Genomic DNA, 23,404 nt, shown 5'->3' with positions numbered 1-23,404 from the left:
CGGGCATCAGCTCCTCTCCGAAGTGCCGCGGCCCTGCGAGGACGTGGGCGGCAGCGGGTCGGTGCGGGAGACCTGGGTCTCCGGATAAGCGACGTGTCCGGGGGCGACCGGGGGCGCGGGGACCTCGTCGATCCGCTCGGCGTGCTCGATGCGGCAGGCGCACACCTTGTACTCGGGGATCTTGGAGCGGGGGTCGAGGGCGTCGATGGTGAGAACGTTGGCCGACGTGGGAAACGGCCAGTGGTACGGGATGAAGACGGTGTCCGGGCGGATGGCGTCGGTGACCAGGGCCGGGTACGTGGCACTGCCGCGCCGGGTGACGACACGAACCGGTTCGCCGTTGCGGAAGCCGTGGGAGGGATGGATCTCGGCCCACGGGCGAGGGGTCTGTTCGACCAGGGCCCCCAGGCGCCGGGTCTGGTTGCCGGACAGGAAGTGGGCGACGGTGCGCCCGGTGGTGAGGGACATGGGGAACTCGCCGCTGTACGGGTCCATCGGCGGATGCCACTCGACGACCTGCATATGGATCTTGCCGTCGGGGTGGTAGGTCCTGCCGTCCTCGAAGAGCCGGGGAGTGCCCGGGTGGTCGGCCGAGGGGCAGGGCCAGGAGATGCCGCCCGTCTCCTCCAGTCGTTCGTAGGTGATGCCGTAGTAGTCGATGACCGTCCCCGCGGAGGCCACGCGGAGCTCGTCGAAGACCTCCCGGGAACCGTTGAACGCGAACTTGTCGCCCACGCCGAGGCGGCGCGCGAGTTCGCACATGACCCAGGTGTCGGTCCGTACACCGGGAGGCGGGTCCTGAGCCTTGTTGTGCTTCACGACCCTGGCTTCGGCGTTGGCCATCACCCCTTCGTCCTCGGCCCAGGAGGTGACGGGAAGGACGACATGGGCGTTGGCCGCGGATTCGGAAAGGAAGAAGTCGAGTTGGACATGGAACTCGTTGGCGTCGTACCCCTCCTTGACCACGGGGTAGTTCGGCAGGGAGATGATGGGGTTGTTGCAGACGCCCATCAGCCCGCGGATCTCCCCGCTCCGCATCTGGTGGATCATCTCCATCATCGAGGTCCCGGCCAGGGGGAGTTCCGATTCGTCGATCCCCCAGATCTCGCAGATCTGCCGGCGGTGCTCCTCGTTGTTGATGGAGCGGCCGCCCGGAAGGAGGTCCGACTTCTGGCCGTGCTCGCGGCCGCCCTGCCCGTTGCCCTGACCGGTAAGGGTGCCGTAGCCCGCGCCGGGCCTGCCGATGTGGCCGGTGGCCGTACAGAGGTTGATGACCGTGAGGCAGTTCTCGACGCCCTGGGACTGGTGCTCGATGCCTCGGGCGTGCCAGGCCATGGCCCGAGGCGCACGGGCGAAGGTACGGGCCACCTGGACGATCTGCTCGGCGGGGACACCGCAGATGTCGGCGGCGCGGGCCGGTGGGTACTCCAGCGCCTTGGCCCGCACCTCGTCCCAGCCGCTGGCGTGGGCCGCCAGGTAGTCCTCGTTGGTGAGGCCCTCTTCGATGACGACGCAGAGCAGGGAGTTGAAGAACGCCGCGTCGGTGCCGGGTTTCAGCGCGACGTGGATGTCGGCGGTTCGCGCGATGGCGGTCTCGCGTGGGTCGATGACGATGAGGCTGGCGCCGCGGTCCCGGGCGCCCCACACGTACTGGGTCAGCACGGGAAAGCACTCGCCGACGTTGGAGCCCGCGATCAGCAGGCAATCGGTGAGCAGCATGTCGGAGAACGGGTTGCCCGCCCGGTCGATGTTGAAGGCCAGCTTGTTGGCGGCCGCGGCGCTGACCATGCAGAGCCGGCCGTTGTAGTCGACGTGCCGGGTCTTCAGGGCGACCCGGGCGAACTTGCCCACGAGATAGGTCTTCTCGGAGAACAGGCTGGCGCCGCCGAACAGCCCGAAGGCGTCCTTCCCGTACTGCTCCTGGATGCGCTGGATCTCGGAGACCGTGAAATCGAGCGCCTCTTCCCAGGACACCTCCTGGAACGGCTCGTCACGGGAGCGCCGCATCAGCGGGGCGGTGAGCCGGTCGGGGTGGTTGACCTGCTGGTAGGCGTTGATGCCCTTCGGGCACAGGCGCATGCGGTTGATGTCGTGGTTGCGGGGTTCGACGCCGAAGACCTTGCCGCCGCGGTCGACGCGCAGATACATACCGCACTGGATGCCGCAGAAGCAGCAGTGGGTGGGGACGAGGGTCTCGCCGTTCTGGTCGGCGTGCCACCGGTCGGCGGGGATGCCGCCCGCGTCGCGGAAGGCGCGGGTGCCCGGCGGTGCGAGGGAGGGATCGATGGGCACGACCGCATGCGGTTCGGGCGTTCGCGAGTCCGCGGTCACTTGAAACCCTTCTTCACCTGGGAGAGGTAGGCGCTGCCTCGCAGCACCCGCTTGCAGCGCGGGCAGTATTCGGCCCACTCGTCGAAGCCGAGGCTGAGGTCGCGCATGGTGCCGCGCAGGTTCTCGACGTAGGGGGTGGTGTCGATGGGTTCCTCGCAGCGGCGGCAGGCGAAGACCTCTTCGTCCTGCCGGCCGGTGTACTTGAACAGCTGCATGCCGACGGCGGCGGGGCGCTGGACGATGTGGAAGAACTTCCCGAACGGGATGTAGATGAGGGTGAAGACCACCGCGACCATGTGGAGGATCGCCAGGAACTCGTAGCCGCCGCCGTGCAGGAAGATCGAGGAGAAGGTGAGCAGCAGCCCGGTCACCGAGATGACGATGAGCGCGATCAGCGGTACCAGGTCGTAGGCGAACCGCTGGCCGGCGATGGCCCCGCGGTCCTTCATCCGCCGCCACAGGAAGTAGGAGGCGCCGGGGATGACGAGCACGGCGGCGATGTCCAGGCCGTGGAACATCAGCCAGCCGAGGAAGTCGAGGGAGTCGAAGCCGAGGATCTTGAAGCCCCAGATACGCATCTCGTAGCCGGGCCCGGAGCCGGTGTCCGAGGTGAAGGTGAACCAGCCCCAGGTCAGCGGGAAGGTGATCAGCGCGGCGAGGATGCAGCCCCAGAAGATCAGCTGGTGGGCGGCCCAGCGGGCGTGCGAGCGGGCGCCGAGGAACTTCTGGAAGCCGAGGTAGGTGGCGATCATCTTCGGCAGCGCGGTGGGCGCGCGGCGGAAGTTGTCCACCGAGAAGAGGCTCCCCCAGCCCTTCTTGAACAGCCGCTTGGCGCCGGGCGCGGAGACCCAGACGGTGTACCGGTACGCGACGCCGAAGGCGAGGAACACCGTGGCGACGGCGTACGGCAGCAGCGCGGAGTCGAAGTGCTCCAGGAACCGGCTGCCGAGCACGATGGCCACGACGAGCAGAAGGGAGACGATGACGCCCGCCGCGGTCGCCCGCGCGGTGACGGACCGGGGCACGAGCCCTCCGGCCCGCCCGGACCCGCCCGGCGCCGGCCCGCGCCCGCCCGCGTCGACGGTCCCGGCACGACCCCCGGGGACGGGCTGCGCGGCTGCGCCTGCGGCTTCAGGTGGCTCGGTCACGGTGCCACGGTAGGGCGGTGTGGGGTGGTTGGTCCTGTTTTAGGGCGCTAGGGGGTGAGCGAGTCGCGGGGGGTGGGAGGCGGGGCAGGGGCCCCTCTGTTCGGTCGAGGTCCGGGCCAGTAGGTTCGTGCGGTCAAGGGCGGGCCGAGCCGCAGGGGTGTGCATGAGCGACAGTCAGGTCACGATCAAGCTCACGAATGACGAGGCACTGGTGCTCTCGCACTGGCTGGAGAAGCTCCAGTTGACGGACCTTCGCCGCGTTGTCGACGATCCGGCGGTCTGGGCGCCGATCCACCGGATCGCCGGAACGATCGACACGACGCTTCCCGAGCTGTTCGCGCCCGACTACGACCAGCGGCTCGAGGCCGCTCGGCAGCGGCTTCGGCCGGAGGAGTGATCGAGCGGTCCGGACTCCGGCGGTACGTTGGCCGCCCGGCCCTCCGCATCCACCCCAAGGAGCCCCGATGCCCCGTCAGGACGCCCTCACCGATGTTGCCGGTCTGCGCGTCGGGCACGCGCAGGTTGCCGGGAAGGGCGCGCTCAGTGGGACCACCGTGGTGCTCGCGCCCGAGGGTGGGGTGGTCGCCGCCGTCGATGTGCGCGGGGGCGGGCCGGGGACGCGGGAGACGGACGCGCTGGATCCGCGCAACCTGGTCCAGCGCATCGACGCGGTCGTGCTCACCGGGGGCAGCGCGTACGGGCTCGACGCGGCGTCCGGGGTGATGGCGTGGCTGGAGGAGCGGGGGCGCGGGGTGCGGGTGGGCGCCGATCCGGCCCAGGTGGTCCCCGTGGTCCCGGCGGCCTGCGTGTTCGACCTGGGGCGCGGCGGCGACTGGCGGGCCCGGCCGGACGCGGCGACGGGCCGGGCGGCCGTGGCGGACGCCGCCCGGACCGAGGAGGGCGCGGCGGTCGCCGAGGGGTGCGTCGGCGCGGGCACGGGGGCGGTGGCCGGGCAGCTCAAGGGCGGGGTGGGGAGCGCGAGCGTCCTGCTGCCGTCCGGGCTCACCGTCGGCGCGCTCGTCGTGGTCAACGCGGCGGGATCGGTGCTCGATCCCCGTACGGGGGTGCTGTTCGGGGAGTACGGCGGCGAGGAGCCGGCCGTCGCCCCGCCGGCCGAGGTCCACGAGGCGGCGCGAAGGCGCCTGGCGCAGGCGCGCGGCACGGACGCGCGCCCCCTGCTCAACACCACGCTCGCCGTCGTCGCCACCGACGCCGCCCTCACCCGGGCGCAGGCGCAGAAGCTGGCGGGCACCGCGCACGACGGGCTGGCGCGCGCCATCCGGCCCGTGCACCTGATGACCGACGGGGACACCGTGTTCGCGCTCGCCACCGGCCGGCGGGACCTGGACGCGGAGGACCCCGTCGCGCTCAACCCGCTGCTCGCGGCGGGTGCGGAGGCGGTGGCCCGGGCCATCGTGAAGGCGGCCCGGGCGGCGAAGGGCGTCCGGGGCGGCGACGGCGGGGGCACCTTCCCCTCGTACAGCGACCTCTACGGGCCGGTCGCGTAAGGAAGCCCGGCCCCGCGAGCCGGGAAGCGCGCCACCCGCGCGAGGGAGCCCCACCCGCGCGAGGAAGTCCGGGCCCCGTGCGCGGAACCTTCCGTGCGCCCCGTGCGTTTTTCTGAACCCCGGTCCCGATGTCAGCCCCAGGGGCTACGTTATGCACGCATCAAGTCACACGCGGCGACGGCCTGGAGACAGCACCTTGAGCGATCCGTACGAGACGACCGAGCAGCACGTCGAGCGAATCCTGCGTCGGGCTCTCAATTCGTTCGACCTCCCCGACGGCACGGTGGAACGGCTGGGCTCCGCGCTGGCCCACAGCAGCTCCCTGTACTCCTCGCACCACAGCGCCACCCTGCACCGCGAGACCTACCGCCACGCGTATCTGCTGAGCGACGGCGCCGCGCTGACCCTGTGGGAGCTGGTGCACAGCGGTCCGCGCGGGGACGGCCACCCCGACACCCGGCAGCACGAGCTGTACGACGACGAGGCCGACGCCCACATCGCCGCCGCCCGGCTGACCGGCAGCCTGTGGGACGTCCCCGACTTCGGCGACGCGGAGGGGGCCCAGGCCGACCTGGAGCTGATGTCGGCGCTGCTGGCCGCGCCCCCGGCCCCGCTCCCCCGGACGTACGCGCCGGACAACTCCGCGGACCACGCCCGCCGCGTGCTGCGCCGCGCGGAGAACGGCGACGTGCCCGGCGAGGAGACCGCCCATCTGCTGCGGGCCGCCTTCGCGCACCACATCACGCAGGTCTTCGGCCGCCAGTGCCGCGTGGAGGGCCGGGACGCCGGCTTCACGCTGTACGAGCACGCGTTCCTGCTCCTCGACGGCAGCGAGACGAGCCTGTGGGAGGTCGAGCACACGGCGACCCCGGACGGCCGCCACATGTGCGAGGTGTACGGCGACGAGGCGACGGCCCGCGGCGCGATGGAAGCCCGTACGCGCATCTGCTGAGCGCATGCGCATGCCGGTGCCCGCGTCCCTCGGGGGGACGCGGGCACCGGTGACTCCGCTTCGTACGCCGTCGGCTCAGTGCGTGAGCACCGGCTCCTGGGCGGGCTCCGGCGCGGCCGGCTCGTCGTCCGCCGCGCCCTCGACGTGCTGCTTCGGCCTGGCCGGCAGGGCGAACATCACCACGAAGATCAGCAGCAGCACCCCGGCCACCCACCACAGCGACTGCTCGAAGGCGTCCGCGAACGCCGGGCCGACCTGCTCGGGCGTGAGCCGGTCGCCGATCGCCCCGTAGAAGACGACCGAGACCAGCCCGAGGCCGAGCGCGTTGCCCATCTGCTGCACGCTGTTGAAGAGGCCGGAGGCGGACCCGGCGTGCTCCTTGGGCACCTCGGACAGCACCGCGTCGGCCAGCGGCGCCACGATCAGGCCCATGCCGACGCCCATGACGACCAGGGGCAGCGCCATCTGCCAGGACGTGATGCCCATGCCGTAGTGGTGCGACTCCCAGATGTAGAGCAGCAGGCCGGCCGCCATGAGCAGGGCGCCCGTCTGGAGGACCTTGCGGCCGAAGCGGGGCACCAGCTTCTGCACGGAGAGCCCGGCGGCCACCGACACGGAGACCGAGAACGGGATACCGGTCGTACCGGCACGCAGCGCGCTCCAGCCGAGGCCCATCTGCATGTACAGCGTCCAGACCAGGAAGAAGATGCCGAGCCCGATGCCGAAGGTCAGCTGCACGGCGATCCCGGCGGCGAAGCTCCGCACCCGGAACAGCGACAGCTCGATCAGCGGCGATCCGTCCCGGCCGGCCTTGGCGCGCTCGAACAGCACGAGGACGAGGAAGACGAGGACGCTTCCGGCCATCGACAGGTAGCCCCACAGCGGCCAGCCCAGCTCACGGCCGCGGGTCAGCGGGTAGATCAGCATCAGCATGCCGAGCGTGACGAGCACGACGCCGACCAGGTCGAGCCGCAGCGCCCTGGGTGACTTGGACTCGGTGATGAACTTGCTGCCCAGGACCAGGCCGAGGATGCCGACCGGCAGGTTGATCAGGAAGATCGGGCGCCATTCGAGACCGGCGATGTTCCACTCGGTCAGCAGCGCACCCAGCAGCGGCCCGGAGACCGCGCCGAGGCCGACGATCGCGCCGAACAGGCCGAAGACCTTGCCGCGCTCGTGGGCGGGGAAGGTGGCGTGCACGATCGACAGCACCTGCGGCACCATCAGCGCCGCCGTGGCGCCCTGGAGGAAGCGGGAGGCGACCAGCATCTCGGGGTTGGCGGCGAATCCGCAGAGCGCGGAGGCGAGGGTGAAGCCCCCGATGCCGACGAGGAAGAGCCGCTTGCGGCCGTAGATGTCACCGAGCCGCCCGCCGGTGATCAGCCCGGCGGCGAAGGCCAGGGCGTACCCGGCGACGATCCACTGGATGGAGCTGAACGAGGCGCCGGTGTCCCGCTCGATGCTGGGGATGGCGATGTTGACGATCGTGACGTCGACGAGGTCCATGAAGGCGGCGGTCATCACGATGGCCAGGGCGAACCACCGGCGGCGGTCTGAAGCAGCCGCAGGCGACGGCAGTGGTGCGGAGGAAGTCATGGAAAGAACCTAAACAGCCAATAGGACAGATCGTGACCCAATGAGCGCGCATGCTGGGTGACATGACCGACACCCCGGCACGACTGCTGAATCTGCTGTCACTGCTCCAGACACCGCGCGAGTGGCCGGGCAGCGAGCTCGCCGAGCGCCTGGACGTCAGCGCGCGCACGATCCGCCGCGACATCGACCGCCTGCGCGACCTCGGCTATCCGGTCGAGGCCTCGCGCGGCTCGGTCGGCGGCTACCGGCTCGTGGCGGGCACCGCCATGCCGCCGCTGCTCCTGGACGACGAGGAGGCGGTCGCCATCGCGGTGGGGCTGCGGGCCGGCGCCGGGCATGCCATCGAGGGCGTGGACGAGGCGTCCGTACGGGCGCTGGCCAAGCTGGAGCAGGTGCTGCCGTCCCGGCTGCGCCACCGGGTCTCCACCCTCCAGAACGCGACGGTCCCCCTCGCCCGGGGCGACGGTTCGACCATCGACCCGCAGACGCTGACCGTGATGGCCTCGGCGGTCACCGGCCGGGAGCGGCTGCGCTTCGCGTACCGGGCGGGCGACGGCGCGGAGTCCCGGCGCCAGGTCGAGCCGTACCGGCTGGTGAGCACCGGGTGGCGCTGGTATCTGGTGGCGTACGACCTGGAGCGCGAGGCGTGGCGCACCTTCCGCGTGGACCGGGTCAGCGAGCCGTTCGCTACGGGCGCCCGGTTCACGCCGAGGGAGCTGCCGGAGGGGGACGCGGCGGAGTTCCTGTCCCGCTCGATGGCGCGCCGGCAGCCGGAGATCGAGGTGGAGGTGAGCTTCGCGGCGCCGCCGGAGTTCGTCGCGTCGCGGCTGCACGGCCGGGTCGGGCCGCTGGAGCCGGAGGGCGAGGGCGGCTGCCGGCTGCGTGCCGTGCTGCGGGACCAGCTGGAGTGGCTGGCGGTGCGGCTGGCGATGGTGGACTGCGAGTTCACCGTGCACCGGCCGCCGGAGCTGGTGGCGTACGTGACGGAGCTGGGCGGCCGACTCAGCCGCGCGGGGTCCGGCGGAGCGTAGCGAGGGCCGCGCGGAAAAGGATGAGCCCCGGCGCCAGGGGGGTGGGCGCCGGGACTCAGTTCAGGGGGGCCGGGTGAAGCGGCCCAATTCGGAGGTTACTGGACTCGGGCTCAGGCCGCAGCGTCAAAGCCCGTGTCGTGAGCCATTCGCTTCAATTCGAGGAGCGCGTGCTTCTCGATCTGGCGGATGCGCTCGCGGGTGAGGCCGTGCTCCTTGCCGACCTCGGTGAGCGTGCGCTCCCGGCCGTCCTCGATTCCGTACCGCATGCGGATGATCGACGCGGTGCGGTTGTCGAGCTTGCCGATCAGCTCCTCCAGCTCCTCGCTGCGCAGCAGCGTGAGCACGGACTGCTCGGGCGAGATGGCGGAGGTGTCCTCCAGGAGGTCGCCGAACTGCGTGTCGCCCTCGTCGTCCACGGACATGTTGAGGCTGACCGGGTCGCGGGCCCAGTCCAGGACGTCGCCGACGCGCTCCGGGGTGGAGCCCAGCTCGGCGGCGATCTCGGCGTGCTCCGGGTCGCGGCCGTTCTCCCGGTTGAACTCGCGCTGCACCCGGCGGATGCGGCCCAGCTCCTCCACCAGGTGGACGGGGAGCCGGATGGTGCGCGACTGGTCCGCTATGGAGCGCGTGATGGCCTGGCGGATCCACCAGGTGGCGTACGTGGAGAACTTGAAGCCCTTGGCGTAGTCGAACTTCTCGACCGCGCGCACCAGGCCCGCGTTGCCCTCCTGGATCAGGTCGAGCAGGGGGAGCCCGGCGCGCGGGTAGCGGCGGGCGACGGCGACGACGAGTCGGAGGTTGGAACGGATGAACACGTCCTTGGCGCGCTCGCCCTCGGCGACCAGCGCCTCCAGCTCTTCGCGCGAGGCGCCGCCCGCGTCGCTCTCCACCTCACCGTCGAGGATCTGGCGTGCGTAGACACCGGCCTCGACGGCCTGGGAGAGGTCGACCTCCTTGGCGGCATCGAGCAGCGGCGTACGCGCTATCTCGTCCAGGTACATGCCGACCAGGTCGCGATCGGCGATCTCTCCGCCCACGGCGCGAACACTGCTCGCCCGGTTGGTCCCGCCGGTGGCGGACGAACGACGGGCGACGGCACGGGTTGCCATGCGTGCTCCCTTGCTGAGTAGGTCGCGACACCCTCTCGGGTGCCCTGCATCCGATGGAAACAACGACTGGAATCCGGACAGAATTCCCATGCCTGGCATTCAATTTCGCGATCATGCAGTACCCTGTCCCGCCACCGGGGCGGGCGCATGCCGCGGCCGGGCACGTCCGTGCTGGTCAGCCCGGGTACTCAGGTCGTTTCGGGGCCCTCGACACCCCCCGTACCCCGGAAGACGTCGGGTACGGGTGCCCGGTTGCCCGGACCTCTGTCCTGGTCCCGGGCGCGCGGGCACCGGTCGGGAGTCCTAGGCCCGATGCCCGCGACCTCGGGACCGCAGTCCGTTACCGGGCGCGCACCGGGTGCCTAGCGTCGCTGTCATGAACGAGACGACGCACCGCACCGCCCCCGACACCACCGGCACCCTCGACGAGGCCCTGGAGCGACTGCACTCCTCCGGCCCCGAGCGCGGGGGCTGGCTGACCAACCACGCGCCGATGGCCGTGGAAGCCCTCGTCCGCAACGGCCAGGCCGCCACCGTGCACCGCTGGCTCGACCACTACCGGGCGAAGCTGGAGGACATGCCGGGCCGTTTCGCCGAGGTCACCCCGGCGAACTGGCAGGAGGCCCTGGGCGACCCCCGCCGCATCGCCGACTGGGCGGTGTACTTCGAGCGGGAGACCGCCGACCGCCCCTGGCGCGACGTGCTCGCCGAGTGGTGGCCCCGGCTGCTCCCGGGCATCGCGGGCGGCTCCACGCATCCGGCGATCCGGCTCGGCCACAGCGTGCGCACCCTGCTGACGACCGAGGAGACCGGCCCCCGCGTCCGGGAGCTGGCCCACGCGCTCGGCTACTGGGCCGCCCGCCACGAGCCGCTGCCCCCGCTCACCCCGCTCGCCCCGGCCCGACCGCCGGGGCCGCCCTGGACGCCGTGCCCCGAGTGCCCGACCAGAGCGGCGGCATCCGGGCCCGGCTGGCCCAGATCACGGCGTTCCCGCAGTGGCAGGGCGCGGCCGTGACCGACGCGGACGAGGCGCGCGCCCGGCTGGCGGAGCTGGTGGGGGCGGCGGTCCACCGCTACGCGGAGTACGGGCACGGCAACCCGGTGATGCTGGTGCACGCGGCGACCGCGCCCAACGCCGTACTGCGGACGCTGCCGGCGCTGCCGCGCGAGCTGTGGGTGCCGAGCGTGGGGGCGGCGTGGGCGGCGAGCGCGGCGGTGACCGCCGCGTACTCCCCCGCCGAGGCCGCCGTCCTGCCCGCCGGGTACGGGGCGTCGCTCACGGCCGGGGAGCTGTTCGCGCGGGCGGCGGCGCACGGGGACGACCACACCATCAAGTTCACGGACACCGCGCTGGACGTGGGCGACGCGCCGGCCCTCGCGGCGGCGCTTCGCTCGGTGGAGCTGAACCCGCCGGTGCTCTGAAAGCCCCTATCCGTACTGCACCGAGCGCTTCGCCAGCCCCATCCAGAAGCCGTCGATCACGCTCCGTCCCTGGCTCAGCTCCTGCTCGGCGGCGCCGAGGGTGACGAAGAGCGGGGCGAAGTGCTCGGTGCGCGGGTGTGCCAGGCGGCCCGCCGGGGACTTGTGCTCGAAGTCCAGGAGCGCGTCGATGTCCTGCGCCCGGAGCGCGCGGTGTCCCCAGTCGTCGAACTCCACCGACCAGCCGGGGACGCCGCCGCCGGTGTGGCGCAGGGCGGCGAGGTTGTGCGTGAAGAAGCCGCTGCCGATGATCAGGACGCCCTCGTCGCGCAGCGGCGCCAGCTTGCGCCCGATGGCCATGAGCTTCTGCGGGTCGAGCGTGGGCAGGGAGATCTGGAGCACCGGAATGTCGGCGTCCGGGAACATCTCGACCAGCGGGACGTACGCGCCGTGGTCGAGGCCGCGGTCCGGGATGTCCTGGACCGGCGTACCGGCGCCGCGGAGCAGTTTGCGGACGCTCGCGGCGAGCTGCGGGGCGCCGGGGGCGGCGTAGGTGACCTGGTAGTAGTGCTCGGGGAAGCCCCAGAAGTCGTACACCAGCGGAAGCGTCTCCGTCGCGCCGAGCGCGAGCGGGGCCTCCTCCCAGTGCGCGGACACCAGGAGGACGGCGGTGGGGCGCGGCAGCTCCGCCGACCAGGCGGCCAGCTGGCCGGGCCAGACGGGGTCGTCGGCGAGCGGCGGGGCTCCGTGGGAGAGGTAGAGGGCGGGCATGCGCTCCGCGGTGATTGTCATGACACTCCCCAACTGCGGCTACTCAAGGTAATTCTTCTTGTAGAGGGCTTCGACAGGAAGGATTCTTTAATCTTCAAGCTCCTACCTTGAGAGACCTTAGCCCTATCTAGTTCAACTTTCAAGAAAAGGTCGTACAGTGGAGTACATGACCACGGCATCAACCGGTGCGCCGCTCTGGCTCACCGACGAAGAACAATGCGTCTGGCGGGCGTATCTGCACGCCACCACGCTTCTGGAGGATCACCTCGACCGCCAGTTGCAGGCCGATGCCGGCATGCCGCACATCTACTACGGCCTGCTCGTCCAGCTCTCCCAGGCGCCCCGGCACCGCATGCGGATGACCGAACTGGCCAGGAACGCCAAGATCACCCGCTCCCGCCTCTCCCACGCGGTCGCCCGCCTGGAGAAGAACGGCTGGGTGCGCCGCGAGGACTGCCCCTCCGACAAGCGCGGCCAGAACGCGGTCCTGACCGACGAGGGCCACGCGATGCTCCGCCGCTCCGCCCCCGGCCATGTGAAGGCCGTCCGCCAGGCGATGTTCGACCGCCTCACGCCCGAGCAGGTGCGCTCGCTGGGCGAGATCATGCAGATCCTGGCGGCCGGACTCCAGCCGGAGGGCGCCGACGCCGACCTCCCCTGGCTGCGCTGAACCGCGCCGTTACGCACCTCTGCCCCGGCTCCTCCGTACGAGGAGCCGGGGCAGAAACGTATCGGCGCGGGGGCCGGCCGGGTCAGTGGGCGACGACCGGGACCCTGAACTCGTCCTCGACGCCCTCGGCGTCACCGGAAGCGGAGCCTCCGGTGGTCCCCGCCGGGGTCGGACGGCCCGCGTTGACGAAGGTCAGCGCGATGGCCGCGGCCACCACCAGGATGCCGACGGCCCACCAGATGGCACCGGTGAAGCCGTGCACCATCGACTGGAGCTTCAGCAGCTCCGGGTTCTTGGCGCCGAGCGCGGCGTGCGAGGTGGCGTACGCCGTGGCGGCCGAGGCGGCGATCGTGTTCAGCAGGGCCGTACCGATCGCACCGCCGACCTGCTGCGAGGTGTTGACCATCGCCGAGGCGACACCCGCGTCACGCGGCTCGACACCGTGCGTGGCCAGCGACATCGCCGGCATGAACGCCGTACCCATGCCCAGACCCAGCAGCAGCTGACCCGGCAGGATGACCGCCGCGTACGAGGAGTCGATGTCCAGCTGGGTGAGCAGCAGCATGCCGACGGCGGCGGTCAGGAAGCCGGGACCCATCAGCCTGCGGGCCGGGACCCGGGTCATCAGCCGGGCACCGATCTGCGTGGAGCCGGTGATCATGCCCGCGATCATCGGCATGAAGGCGAAGCCGGTCTTGATCGGCGAGTAGCCCTTCACGACCTGGAGGTAGTACGTGAGGAAGAGGAACAGGCCGAACATCGCGATGATGGCCAGGCCCAGCGAGAGGTAGACGCCACCGCGGTTGCGGTCCATCACGACGCGCAGCGGGAGCAGCGGCGACTTCACCTTGGCCTCGGTCAGCACGAAGGACAGCAGCAGCACGCCGGCGGCGACGAACGAACCGACGGTCAGCGCGTCCGACCAGCCCGCGGACTCGGCGCGGGTGAACCCGTACACCAGCGAGACCAGACCCAGCGCGGACAGGACCACGCCCGGGATGTCGAGCGACGAGCGGTTGCGGCTGCCGGCGGGCTCGCGGATGACGAAGTAGGCACCGGCGGCGGCGACGATCGCGAACGGGATGTTGACGAAGAAGGTCCAGCGCCAGTTCAGCGCCTGGGTCAGGAAACCGCCGAGGATCAGGCCCACGGCGCCACCGCCGCCGGCGATCGCCCCGTAGATGCCGAACGCCTTGGCGCGCTCCTTGGCGTCGGTGAACATCACCGCGAGCAGCGAGAGCGCGGCCGGCGCGAGCAGCGCGCCGAAGACGCCCTGGAGGGCGCGGGAGCCGAAGAGCATGCCCTGGTTCTGCGCCGCGCCACCGAGCGCGGACGCCAGCGCGAAGCCGATCAGGCCGACCACGAAGGTGCGCTTGCGGCCCCAGAGGTCGGCGATGCGCCCGCCGAAGAGCAGCAGCCCGCCGAAGGCGAGGGCGTAGGCGGTGATGACCCACTGCTTGTTGGCGTCGGTGATGCCGAGCGCGGTCTGTGCGTGCGGCAGCGCGATGTTCACGATCGTGGCGTCGAGCACCACCATCAGCTGCGCGAGCGCGATGAAGGCCAGGGCCTTCCAGCGACTGGGGTCGGGGAGTCGGAGATCAGGTGTTTTTGACATGGGAGTAGCCACCTAGGAGCGCGCGAGGGCGCGAGAGATCGCGAACCGTGCGGTCCGCTGGTCGCGGGCACGGCTGAGGGCGGGAGGGTCGTCGGGCTTCGGGTAAGTCGTCGGGCTTCAGGTAAGTCGTCGGGCTTCAAGTACGGGGAGAGCGGGCGCGGGTCACGTCAGGCGCGGCGCCGCAGGTCCTCCAAGGTCGCCGCCGTTCCGGGGAGCACGGACCGGGCCGGGGCCTCGAGTCCGTCCAGGAACAGCTGGATGTGGCGGTGGGTGAACCGGTCGATGTTCGGGCAGGCGATGCCCGGCAGCGGCCGGGTGAGCTGGGAGAGGGCGACCAGTACGTCACCGACGGCGATGTCGGTACGCAGGCGCCCCGCGGACATGGCGCGCGCGACGAGCCCTTCGACGGCCTCTTCGAGGCGCCGGCGCTCGGCGAGCAGTTCGGGGTGGTCCTTGTCGAAGCCGCCGGAGAGCATGGGGCACAGGGCCCCGATGCGTTCGTCGGCCGCCGCGTGGACGAAGCGGGTGAGCGCGGCGAAGGGGTCCGCCTCTTCGGCGGTGGCCTCCTCGGCGCGGTCGGTGGTACGGGAGGTGACGGCGAGCACGACCTCGTGGACGAGGGCGGCCCGGTCGGGGAAGTTCCGGTAGAGGGTCGCGTTGCCGACGCCGGCGCGGCGGGCGACCTCGTCGAGGGGCACGTCGGGCCCGAACTCCACGAACATCTCGCGCGCGGCCGTCACGATCCGCTCCCGGTTGCGCAGCGCGTCGGCCCTCGGCTTGGGCGTGCGGGGCTGCGCGGGTGCGGTGGTGGCCACGGCGGTGCTCCTTGTCTTCCCGGGCATCTGGCGCGGTTCCGGCCGGAGAACCAACCGGGGACCGCTTCCCCGTTTCGCGGGGACACCGGTGCAAACGGGGAGACCCTCCCCGGTTATTTCCCCGGACTTTGTGACCTGCGTCACGCACACCGCCGCAGCCGGAAAACCAACCGAACGGCGCACCCAGCGAGCGGCCCGCGATCGCCCGGCAGAGGCTGACGGCAGAGCGCAGCCGGGGTCGGCCGGCTGCCGCGGACCGGAAGGCGCCTCGATGCAGCAGCCCCGCCACCGGATACGCAAGCACCGCCGCCCGGTCGCCCTCGGCGCTGCAACGGCCCTGGTCATCGCGGCCCTGGCGACCGCGAGCAGCACGCTGCCCCTCCAGAGCCCCGCGTCGGCCGGCCCCGCCGCGACGGCCCCCCTGGCCACCGGGCTCGGCCCCTGCCGGATCGCGTCGGCCATGGGCGTACAGATGTCGGAGGGCATGCCGACGCAGCCCGGGTACGCCCGCTCCACCGGCCGCGTCCGCGCGCTGAACCTGATGATCGACTTCCCGGACGCCGAGGGCACCGAGCCGGCCATGGACCGGCTGGCCGAATTCTTCCCGCAGACGACGGACTGGTTCCGGACGAGCTCGTACGGGCGGCTCACCTACATACCGGAGGCGCCGATCCGCTCGTGGCTGCGGATGCCGCTGCCCTTCGAGGAGTACGGGATCGAGCGGGGCTCCCCGTACGAGCCGGGCTACCGCCACCTGGTCCAGGACATCGTGGCGGCCGCGGACCCGAGGGTGGACTTCGACGAGTACGACCTGGTCAACATCCTGGTCACCCCGAACGCCGGGCCCTCCGCCCTGGACACCGTGCTCTCGGTGACCTTCTCGGGGAACGACGACGCCCCGATCGCGGACGGGGTGCCGCTGTCCAACACCTCATTCGTCTACAGCCGCCAGGACGACGGCTCCGGCTCGTACGCCCAGACCGGCTACCGGGTCCTGCCCCACGAGAACGGGCACGTCTTCGGGCTGCCCGACCTCTACACGATGGAGGGCGGCGGCTCGGTCGGGCACTGGGACATCATGTCCGAGGACTGGGGCGCCAACAACGACCTGCTCGGCTGGCACAAGTGGAAGCTGGGCTGGCTGGACAACGACCAGGTGAGCTGCGCCGCCCGCCCCGGCACCACGGACCACGTCCTGGAGCCCCTGGCCAAGCGGGGCGGCCTGAAGCTGGCCTTCGTCCCCTGACCGCGGAGTCCGGCTACGCGGTGGAGGTCCGCACCCAGGCGGGCAACGACCAGGCGGTCTGCCGCCCCGGCGTCCTCATCTACAAGGTCAGCTCCGACGTGGACACGGGCCAGGGCCCGATCTCGGTCACCGACAGCACGAAGAACAGCCCCGGCTGCACCCGCCTCCCCAACGTCCACGCAGAACTCTCGGACGCCCCGTTCCAGCCGGGCGACACGTTCACGGACCGGGCGAACGGGATACGGATCTCGGTCCTGGAGAAGGACGAGAAGGGGGACTACCGGGTGCAGGTGACGCGGCCTTAGGGGTGCCCCGGACCGCCACGACCGCCGTCACCGCGAAGACCGGCGCTTTCCCGTCGGCCGGTTCGAGCCGGTCCCGGGTGACCCTGCCGTCGGCGACAGGCCCCGGCCCCCGTACACCGAGCACACCACCCGCTACACTGGCGGCCACAACCATGCCTTCGTAGCTCAGGGGATAGAGCACCGCTCTCCTAAAGCGGGTGTCGCAGGTTCGAATCCTGCCGGGGGCACCAGGAAAACGGCTCCGGACCGGTCGCGGTCCGGGGTCGTTTGCGTTGTGCTACTCCGCGCGGCGGGGGCCCGGGGCCGTGCGGTCGGTGGCGCCGACCAGGCGGGCGTAGGCGGTCGTGCTTCGGCCCGCGAAGGTGTGGTCCAGGGTCTCGCTCAGGGCTCGCCAGACGGCGAGGGCGTCCTCGCACCTTCGGCTTCCCCAACTTCCCTCCAAACCCTGGCAAGTCCATGGGCCCCGGGTTCGTTGCGGACTAAAGTTGTTTCATCACTGCTGGTTAAGGGGCCGGGGCTCGCCGTGCGTACGTACGTGTGCCGTCCTGGTGGGGAGGGCCTGGGCGGGATGAGTCGTCGCTCCAATGGGTTGGTTGCCGTATGGGCCGAGGCGCAGCGGCAGCAGCAGCGCCAGCAGGAGGCGCAAGCCCGGTATCAGCGGGATCAGGAGCGGGCGCAGCGGGCCTATCAGCGCGAGGTCGCCCGCAGTCAGCGCGAGCAGAAGGCCGCCTACCGGGAGCAGCGTGAGGCCGAGGCCCGGCGGCGTACGCGGGAGTTGGATGCCCGGGTCGAGGCGTTGCAGGGGCTGCTGGCGGCCGGGTGCCGGGCACCGGCGTTCCGGGCCTCGGCGCTGACCCGGGCGGAGGAGGTCGAGCCGTTCGCGCCGGGGCCGCTGGCGCACCCCGTCCCCATGCCCGACCCCGCACGGTACGAGGCGCAGAGCGGCGGGTGGACCGCCGGGCGGCGGGCCCAGGCGCAGGCCGAGGCGCGGGCCAGGTTCGAGCGGGACTGGCAGGCCGCGCAGGCGGCCGAGGCGCAGCGCCAGGCGCAGTTCGCCGGCTACCAGCGGCAGTACCAGCAGTGGGCGGACGCGCGGCTGGCGGAGATCCGGCGCCACAACGCCGGGATCGCCGAGATGACCGCCGGTCTGCGCGCCGGGGACGCCGAGGCGGCCGTCGAGTACTTCTCCGCCGCGCTCTACGCCTCCACCGGCTGGCCCGACGAGCTGCCCCGGCAGGTGGCGGCGGCGTACGACTCGGGCGCGCGGCAGCTGGTGCTGAACTGGGAGCTGCCCCGGTACGACGTCGTCCCCGAGGCGAAGTCCGTGCGGTACATGATCAACGCGGACCAGGAGAAGGAGTCGCCCCGGCCGGTCACGCAGCGCCGGGCGCTGTACCGGGACGTGCTCGCCCAGTGCCTGCTGCTCGTCCTGCGCGACCTCTTCGCCGCCGACGAGTTCGGCGCCCTGGAGTCGGTCGCCCTGAACGGCTTCGTGGACGACCACGACCCGGCGACCGGGCGGCGGATGCCCATGTTCCTCGGCACGGTCATGGCGACCCGGGCGGACTTCGCCGGGCTGCACCTGGAGCAGGTGAACGCGGTGAACTGCCTGGTGGACGGGTTGCGCGGGCAGCTGTCCACGCGGCCCGACCAGTACGCCGCGGTGCGGCCAGGACGGGTCCCGAGGACGTCGGCAACGGGGTCGTGACGCACGGCGGCGACGAGGAGCCGGACCTGTACGAGATGGACCCGCTCGCCTTCGAGGCGCTGGTCGCCGAGCTGTTCCGGGCCATGGGCATGCAGGCCGTCACCACACAGCGGTCCAACGACGGCGGCGTGGACGTCGACGCGCTGGACCCGGCCCCGATCCGCGGCGGCAAGATCGTCGTCCAGGTGAAGCGGTACCGCAACACCGTGCCGCCCACGGCGGTCCGCGATCTGTACGGGACGGTCCAGGACGCCGGCGCCAACAAGGGCGTCCTGGTCACCACCTCGACGTTCGGTCCCGGCTCGCACACCTTCGCCAACGGCAAGCCGCTGGAGCTGGTCCCGGGCTCCGAGCTGGTCGACCTGCTGCACCGGCACGGGCTGCGCGGGCGGTTGGGCGGCGGCGGTGAGCGTCCGGTCCCGGCCCAGCGGACCGCGCCGGAAGGCCGCGACGACGACGGACGGAACGACGACCACAACGTGCTCGGCATGTACTGGTCCGGCTCCGTCGCCCTGGACGTCTGCGCCCTCGTCTGCCAGGGCAACCGCGTGCTGGACGACGACCACTTCGTGTTCTTCAACAACCCCCGCACCCCGGACGGTTCGGTCCGCGCCCTGATCCCCGTCGCACCCGACAAGGCCGCGATCCAGGTCGCCTTCGACGCGCTCCCGGCGCGGGCGGACCGGCTGGTGGTCATCGCCGCGATCGATCCCGTCGCCAACCCCGACGCCGACCTGTCCGGCTTCACCGACGCCGGAATCCGGCTGCTCGACGCCGAGCGCACCCCCCTCGACCAGCTGGACGTCTCGGACGGCCGGCCGGGCGAGACCGCACTCGTCCTGGGCTCGTTCCGCCGACGGGCCAACGGGACTGGGAGTTCGTCACCGGCGGCAAGGGATACCGGGGCGGACTGGAGGAGTTGGTCACGGAGTACGGGATCGACGTCGAGTAGCCAACCGAAAAACGCAGGCACTCCGCTCGCTCGTCACGCGAGGATGCGGCATGGATACCTCAGCCTGGCTCCGCGTTCCCGACGTGCACGCCTTCCTCGCCCGCGCCGGTGACTTCCTGCGGTCGCGGCCCGCGCTGCACACCGTGACCCTGACCGTGTGCGAGGGGCTGCGCGCGCGGGGGCCGCAGGCGTACGGGGACGAGGCGCCCGTCTTCGGCGTGCTGGAGCGGGACGGCGAGGTGCGCGCCGCGTACTTCCGGACCCCGCCCTACCGGCTGATCGTCACGCCCCTCACGCCCGAGGAGACGGATGCGCTGGCCGCGCATCTGGAGGCCGTGGGCGACCCCGCCCCCGGGGTCAACGCGGACGAGGCGACCGCCGCCGCGTTCGCCGAGGCATGGCGGGCGCGCACGGGGGCGTCGCCCCGGCTCCACGAGCGGCTGCGGCTCTACCGGCTCGGGGAGCTGCGGTGGCCGGATCCGGCGCCGGAGGGGCGCGGCCGGATCGCGGAGGCGCGGGACCGGGAGCTGGTCGCGCGGTGGTACGTGGAGTTCGTGCGGGCCATCGGCGGCGCCGGCCACCGGGACCCCGGGGCCTGGGCCGACGCGCACATCACCGAACGCCGGGTCACCCTCTGGGAGACCCCGGACGGCGTCCCCGTCTCCATGGCGGCGCTCACGCCCCGGGTCGCCGGGCAGATCCGGGTCGCCTCCGTCTACACCCCGCCCGGACTGCGGGGCCGGGGTCACGGGGCCGCCGCGACCGCCCACGCCTCCCGCGCCGCGCTCGCCCAGGGGGCGGAGGAGGTGCTGCTCTTCGCGGACCTGGCCAACCCCACCAGCAACGGCGTGTACCAGCGCGTCGGCTACCGGCCCGTGACGGACTTCGCGGTGTACGACCTGTCGGCCGGGGCGTGATCCTTCGGTCGCGGATACGGCCCGGCCGTCGGACGCGTCAGGAGTACGGCTGAGGCGGGTTCGTCATCCCTGCCCGGCGAGCAGGGCGTAGAAGAGCGGAATCCGGGGTTCGTCGGCAGGCAGCTGCCACCATCCCTCGGGAGTGGGTGACATCCGCTCCCAGCGCCGCCAGGGCAGCAGCGGGCTCTCCCGAAGGCTCTCGACCCTCAGTCCCGCGCCGGTGATCGCGTTGATCACGTCGTCGAGCCCGTGCATCCACTCGAAGAAGTCCTTGGCGCTCTCCTCGATCGCCGGCCCGTCGGTGTACGTATGGGTCGACTCGCGGTGCATGACCCCGTTGGCCAGGTAGTCATGGCCGACCTCCAGGCTTCGGGCATGGCGGTCGTGGCCCACGAGGTCCGGACCGTCGCCTTCGTGGGGCCGGGGCCTGAGGGCGTTGAGGAGGGGATGGAACTCGGCGACGTACAGCTTGCCGCCCGGCCGCAGGAGCCTGGCGACCGTCTCGGCCCAGGGGCCGAGGTCGGGGAGGTAGTACAGGGCACCCTTGCCCGTGTAGATGATGTCGAACTGACGCCCCTTCAGGACGTCGGCCGGAACACCGATGCTCGAGGAGATCCTCGGGCGGAGCGACCGCCCGGCGTTCGTTCCCCGGATGAGCGGGCCCGCCGGATGGAACGACGGCGAGTGAGCGCGGACGTCGCGGCGGCGATCGACCTGCTGCTCACCGAGCGGTCGTGCGAAGCCGTCGCCGCGTTCGTCTACGGCTCGGTCGCCGCGGGCCGGGCCGGGCCGACGAGCGATGTGGACACCTTCGTCCTGCTCGCCCGGCCGCTGTCCGACGGCGCGGCGCGCGAACTCCGGACGTCCTTCGTGGATCTCCAGAGGCGGCTCGGCTATGTGCCGGACACCGACTACCCCGTGGAGCTGTTCACGGTGGAGCAGGTGCACACGGCGCTCACCGGTGCCGAGGTGGAGCGCGCCGTCAAGCAGTCGCGCTCCGCGGAGGAACTCGGCACCGGCCTCGCGGAGTCCGACGAGGTGGAGATCCTCCGGGCCCTTCTGAGCGTACGCCTGACGGTGCGTCACTCGCCGCGCCTCGACGAGCTCACCGCACTGGCCGGCCAGGTCCTCACCCGCCATCTCGGGACCGCTTCACCACAACTGCACGAGCGCGCCCGGCGCGTACTCGGCATACGACAGCCCCATTCGACCCCTGCAGGAGGGACGCACAATGGCCACGGATGACTTTCCCTGGAAGGCCGCGCCCGGACAGGTCCTTCCGACGGACAACCACGTCCACACGGAGTGGTCCTGGGACGCCTCGACCGCCGCGATGGACAAGGCGTGCGAGGAGGCCATACGCCTCGGGCTGCCGGCCATATCCTTCACCGACCACGCGGACTTCACCGCCTGGGCGTTCCCCGGCGACGCCGAGGACTCCTCCGTGGTCCGTGTCATCGACACCCATGCCCACACCGGCCTGTTCGACCTGGACGGTTACTGGGAGGCCCTGGAGCGGTGCCGCGACCGCTACCCGGACCTGAAGATCCTTGCCGGCATGGAGCTCGGTGAGCCGCATCTGTTCGCCACGGAGATCGACGGGCTGCTGAAGCGCCGCCATTTCGACCGGCTCCTGGGTTCGCTGCACTCGCTGTCGGTCGACGGGACGCTCCACTACGCGCCTTTCCTCTTCACGGCCGAGAACGCCGAGGACCTGATGCGCACCTACCTCACCGAGACGCTCCGCATGGTGGAGACCAACGGCGTGTTCCAGGTGCTCGCGCACATCGACTGCCCTACGACGCCACCGACTACGAGGGCGAGTACCGGGCGGTGCTGCGGACTCTGGCCCGTGACGACCGGGCCCTGGAGATGAACACCCAGGGTCCCTGGCCCGCTCCCGAAGTGGTGCGCTGGTGGTACGAGGAGGGCGGGTCGGCCGTCTCCTTCGGAAGCGACTCGCACGAGCCGGAGACCGTCGGCCGCAACTTCGCGGCGACCGCGGCCATGGTGGAGGCTCATGGGTTCAAGCCCGGCAAGGACCCCGTCGACTTCTGGCGGCGCTGACCCATCCGCGGAGGAGACTGGCGAGCCCGTACGTCGAATTGGCCATGCAGACCTCGGAACTCGGCAAGGAGGACATCGAGCACCTGCTGTGGGACCGCATGCTCCACCGCGAGCTGTCGCTGAGCGGCAAGGACATCGTGGTCGACAAGACCCCCGGCAACCTGCTGCTCTGGCGCCGCCTCGCCGCCTGCTGGCCGCACGCCCGGTACATCCATCTGATCCGCCACCCCCTGCACATCCTCGAATCCGCGCTGGCCGGCCGGCCCGAGGAGGACCCGGCTCGGACGGAGGGCCTGGTGACGACCTACCTCCGCGAACTCGAGGAGGCGCGGGAGGAACTGGGGGGTCTCACCGTGCGGTACGAGGACCTCACCGCCGACACGGAGGAGGTGATCCGCAAGGTCTGCGCCCACTTGGACGTGGAGTGGGAGTCCGGGATGCTCGCCTACGGGTCGGCGGACCACGGTCCGTTCGTCCAGGGGATCGGCGATTTCAACGAGAAGATCAAGAGCGGCGTCGTGCAGCCCGGCCGCGAGATGCCCGCCGATTCCGCTGTGCCGGAGAGCCTGGTGCCCGCCTGCCGGGCGTTCGGCTACATGGCGGCCGCTCGGTGACGGCCACAGCCTCCGGCGCTCCGGGACACGAGCGGGACGCTGCGGTGCTCGCCCGGCAGGCGGCCCGGCAGGAGCAGGCACTCGGCGTGCTAGACGCGTTGCGGCCGCTCCAGCGCTGGGAACGGTTCGGCGAGCCCAGGCTCTGCGGAGCCATGGCCTACGGCCTGCTGGTCGCCCCGGACATCGACATCGAGATCTTCGGCGACCTCCAGGTCGACGCCGGCTTCACGCTCGTCTCCGAGTGGGCCCGGGACCCCGCCGTGGAACGGCTGCTGTTCATCAACGCGGTGGGGGAACCGGACGCCGGCCTGGGCTGGGAGTTGCGCTACAGGTACGGGGGCGAACGGTGGTCGGTGCAGATGTGGCTGCTCGCCGCCGACTACAACGGGCCGCGCTCCGCCGATCTCGTGGCACCCATGCGAGCCGCGCTGCGTACCACCGCGCAGGCCCGCATCCTGCGCATCAAGGAGGCCCTGGTGGGCCGCGGGGAGGAGTACCGATCCATCGACGTATACCGCGCGGTGCTCGACGGAGGCGTGAACGACGTCGAGGAGTACGCCCGGTGGTGCCGGTCGTACTCCTCGACGGGGATGATCAGTTGGCGCCCCTCGCCACCGGAGTAGCGGAGAG

19 protein-coding genes, 1 tRNA gene and 3 pseudogenes are annotated in these 23,404 nt (G+C 71.6%); 15 read left to right on the top strand and 8 right to left on the bottom strand.

Going from position 1 to position 23,404, the window contains the following annotated elements; translation table 11 throughout:
- Positions 1–6 precede the first annotated feature (6 nt).
- Both NEH16_RS18405 and NEH16_RS18400 read right to left on the bottom strand, forming a co-directional pair.
- Positions 7–2,331 (bottom strand): molybdopterin oxidoreductase family protein, encoded by a 2,325-nt coding sequence (locus NEH16_RS18405; RefSeq protein WP_265543735.1) that lies wholly within the window; start codon positions 2,329–2,331, stop codon positions 7–9.
- On the bottom strand, positions 2,328–3,479 hold the full coding sequence (locus tag NEH16_RS18400) for an MFS transporter (RefSeq protein ID WP_265543733.1): 1,152 nt from the start codon (positions 3,477–3,479) through the stop codon (positions 2,328–2,330). Before NEH16_RS18400 ends, NEH16_RS18405 begins: the two co-directional genes overlap by 4 nt.
- Before the next feature lie 163 nt (positions 3,480–3,642).
- On the opposite strand from NEH16_RS18400, the gene NEH16_RS18395 reads away from it, so the two are divergent.
- The 3 genes from NEH16_RS18395 to NEH16_RS18385 all read left to right on the top strand — a co-directional run bounded on the left by NEH16_RS18395 (position 3,643) and on the right by NEH16_RS18385 (position 5,939).
- The gene (locus NEH16_RS18395; protein ID WP_265543731.1) at positions 3,643–3,876 is read left to right on the top strand and encodes a hypothetical protein; all 234 of its coding nucleotides are present in this window, start codon (positions 3,643–3,645) and stop codon (positions 3,874–3,876) included.
- Positions 3,877–3,943: 67 nt separating this feature from the next.
- Entirely contained in the window at positions 3,944–4,987 is a 1,044-nt protein-coding gene (locus NEH16_RS18390) for a P1 family peptidase (RefSeq protein ID WP_265543729.1), read from the top strand.
- A 196-nt stretch (positions 4,988–5,183) separates the two neighbouring features.
- On the top strand, positions 5,184–5,939 hold the full coding sequence (locus tag NEH16_RS18385; protein WP_265543727.1) for a DUF6227 family protein: 756 nt from the start codon (positions 5,184–5,186) through the stop codon (positions 5,937–5,939).
- 75 nt (positions 5,940–6,014) lie between these two features.
- On the opposite strand, the gene NEH16_RS18380 is transcribed toward NEH16_RS18385, so the two are convergent.
- Positions 6,015–7,535 (bottom strand): MFS transporter, encoded by a 1,521-nt coding sequence (locus NEH16_RS18380; RefSeq protein ID WP_265543725.1) that lies wholly within the window; start codon positions 7,533–7,535, stop codon positions 6,015–6,017.
- Positions 7,536–7,597: 62 nt separating this feature from the next.
- Here NEH16_RS18380 and NEH16_RS18375 point away from each other — a divergent pair, with 62 nt between their 5' ends.
- The gene (locus NEH16_RS18375) at positions 7,598–8,566 is read left to right on the top strand and encodes a helix-turn-helix transcriptional regulator (protein ID WP_265543723.1); all 969 of its coding nucleotides are present in this window, start codon (positions 7,598–7,600) and stop codon (positions 8,564–8,566) included.
- A 110-nt stretch (positions 8,567–8,676) separates the two neighbouring features.
- Here the strand turns inward: NEH16_RS18375 and NEH16_RS18370 are convergent, their stop codons facing one another.
- Positions 8,677–9,675, bottom strand: a complete 999-nt coding sequence (locus NEH16_RS18370) for a sigma-70 family RNA polymerase sigma factor (RefSeq protein WP_265543721.1) — start codon at positions 9,673–9,675, stop codon at positions 8,677–8,679.
- Between the two features lie 376 nt (positions 9,676–10,051).
- On the opposite strand from NEH16_RS18370, the pseudogene NEH16_RS18365 reads away from it, so the two are divergent.
- Positions 10,052–11,097 (top strand): annotated as a pseudogene (locus NEH16_RS18365) (questin oxidase family protein).
- 6 nt (positions 11,098–11,103) lie between these two features.
- On the opposite strand, the gene NEH16_RS18360 reads toward NEH16_RS18365, so the two are convergent.
- Positions 11,104–11,886, bottom strand: coding sequence for a dioxygenase family protein (locus NEH16_RS18360; RefSeq protein ID WP_265543719.1), 783 nt, complete (start codon positions 11,884–11,886; stop codon positions 11,104–11,106).
- 136 nt (positions 11,887–12,022) lie between these two features.
- Here NEH16_RS18360 and NEH16_RS18355 point away from each other — a divergent pair, with 136 nt between their 5' ends.
- Positions 12,023–12,535: a MarR family winged helix-turn-helix transcriptional regulator gene (locus NEH16_RS18355; RefSeq protein ID WP_265543717.1), complete on the top strand. Its 513-nt coding sequence runs from the start codon at positions 12,023–12,025 to the stop codon at positions 12,533–12,535.
- A gap of 82 nt (positions 12,536–12,617) precedes the next feature.
- On the opposite strand, the gene NEH16_RS18350 is transcribed toward NEH16_RS18355, so the two are convergent.
- Positions 12,618–14,150, bottom strand: a complete 1,533-nt coding sequence (locus NEH16_RS18350; RefSeq protein ID WP_265543715.1) for an MFS transporter — start codon at positions 14,148–14,150, stop codon at positions 12,618–12,620.
- Positions 14,151–14,317: 167 nt separating this feature from the next.
- Positions 14,318–14,992 (bottom strand): TetR/AcrR family transcriptional regulator, encoded by a 675-nt coding sequence (locus NEH16_RS18345; RefSeq protein ID WP_265543712.1) that lies wholly within the window; start codon positions 14,990–14,992, stop codon positions 14,318–14,320.
- Positions 14,993–15,236: 244 nt separating this feature from the next.
- On the opposite strand from NEH16_RS18345, the pseudogene NEH16_RS18340 reads away from it, so the two are divergent.
- The 4 genes and pseudogenes from NEH16_RS18340 (at position 15,237) to NEH16_RS18325 (ending at position 20,093) form a co-directional block, all read left to right on the top strand.
- Positions 15,237–16,516 (top strand): annotated as a pseudogene (locus NEH16_RS18340) (M6 family metalloprotease domain-containing protein).
- A 154-nt stretch (positions 16,517–16,670) separates the two neighbouring features.
- Positions 16,671–16,746: transfer RNA gene (locus tag NEH16_RS18335), tRNA-Arg, on the top strand.
- A gap of 338 nt (positions 16,747–17,084) precedes the next feature.
- Positions 17,085–19,176: pseudogene (locus NEH16_RS18330) on the top strand (restriction endonuclease).
- Between the two features lie 50 nt (positions 19,177–19,226).
- Positions 19,227–20,093, top strand: coding sequence for a GNAT family N-acetyltransferase (locus NEH16_RS18325; RefSeq protein WP_265543710.1), 867 nt, complete (start codon positions 19,227–19,229; stop codon positions 20,091–20,093).
- Positions 20,094–20,156: 63 nt separating this feature from the next.
- Here NEH16_RS18325 and NEH16_RS33930 read toward each other — a convergent pair whose 3' ends face one another.
- Positions 20,157–20,486: a hypothetical protein gene (locus NEH16_RS33930; protein ID WP_374215618.1), complete on the bottom strand. Its 330-nt coding sequence runs from the start codon at positions 20,484–20,486 to the stop codon at positions 20,157–20,159.
- Between the two features lie 291 nt (positions 20,487–20,777).
- Between NEH16_RS33930 and NEH16_RS18315 the strand changes: the two genes are divergently transcribed.
- Genes NEH16_RS18315 through NEH16_RS18295 form a run of 5 tightly spaced genes read left to right on the top strand, consistent with a single transcriptional unit; the run spans position 20,778 to position 23,397 of the window.
- Positions 20,778–21,338: a nucleotidyltransferase domain-containing protein gene (locus NEH16_RS18315; protein WP_265547246.1), complete on the top strand. Its 561-nt coding sequence runs from the start codon at positions 20,778–20,780 to the stop codon at positions 21,336–21,338.
- Entirely contained in the window at positions 21,325–21,969 is a 645-nt protein-coding gene (locus tag NEH16_RS18310) for a PHP domain-containing protein (RefSeq protein ID WP_265543708.1), read from the top strand. The genes NEH16_RS18315 and NEH16_RS18310 overlap by 14 nt, the downstream gene beginning before the upstream one ends.
- Complete coding sequence (locus NEH16_RS18305) at positions 21,966–22,160, top strand: hypothetical protein (protein ID WP_265543705.1); 195 nt, start codon at positions 21,966–21,968, stop codon at positions 22,158–22,160. Before NEH16_RS18310 ends, NEH16_RS18305 begins: the two co-directional genes overlap by 4 nt.
- 44 nt (positions 22,161–22,204) lie before the next feature.
- Positions 22,205–22,774 carry a sulfotransferase family protein gene (locus tag NEH16_RS18300; RefSeq protein ID WP_265543702.1) on the top strand — a complete coding sequence of 190 codons (570 nt, stop codon included), beginning with the start codon at positions 22,205–22,207 and terminating at the stop codon, positions 22,772–22,774.
- A complete protein-coding gene (locus tag NEH16_RS18295; RefSeq protein WP_265543698.1) occupies positions 22,771–23,397 on the top strand; it encodes a hypothetical protein in 627 nt (208 codons plus the stop codon). Before NEH16_RS18300 ends, NEH16_RS18295 begins: the two co-directional genes overlap by 4 nt.
- Positions 23,398–23,404: the final 7 nt, after the last annotated feature.

The organism is Streptomyces drozdowiczii (genome assembly GCF_026167665.1).
Taxonomy (GTDB): Bacteria; Actinomycetota; Actinomycetes; order Streptomycetales; family Streptomycetaceae; genus Streptomyces; species Streptomyces drozdowiczii_A.
The sequence above is the reverse complement of the archived record's forward strand: the minus strand, read 5'-3'. Positions and strand labels throughout refer to the sequence as shown.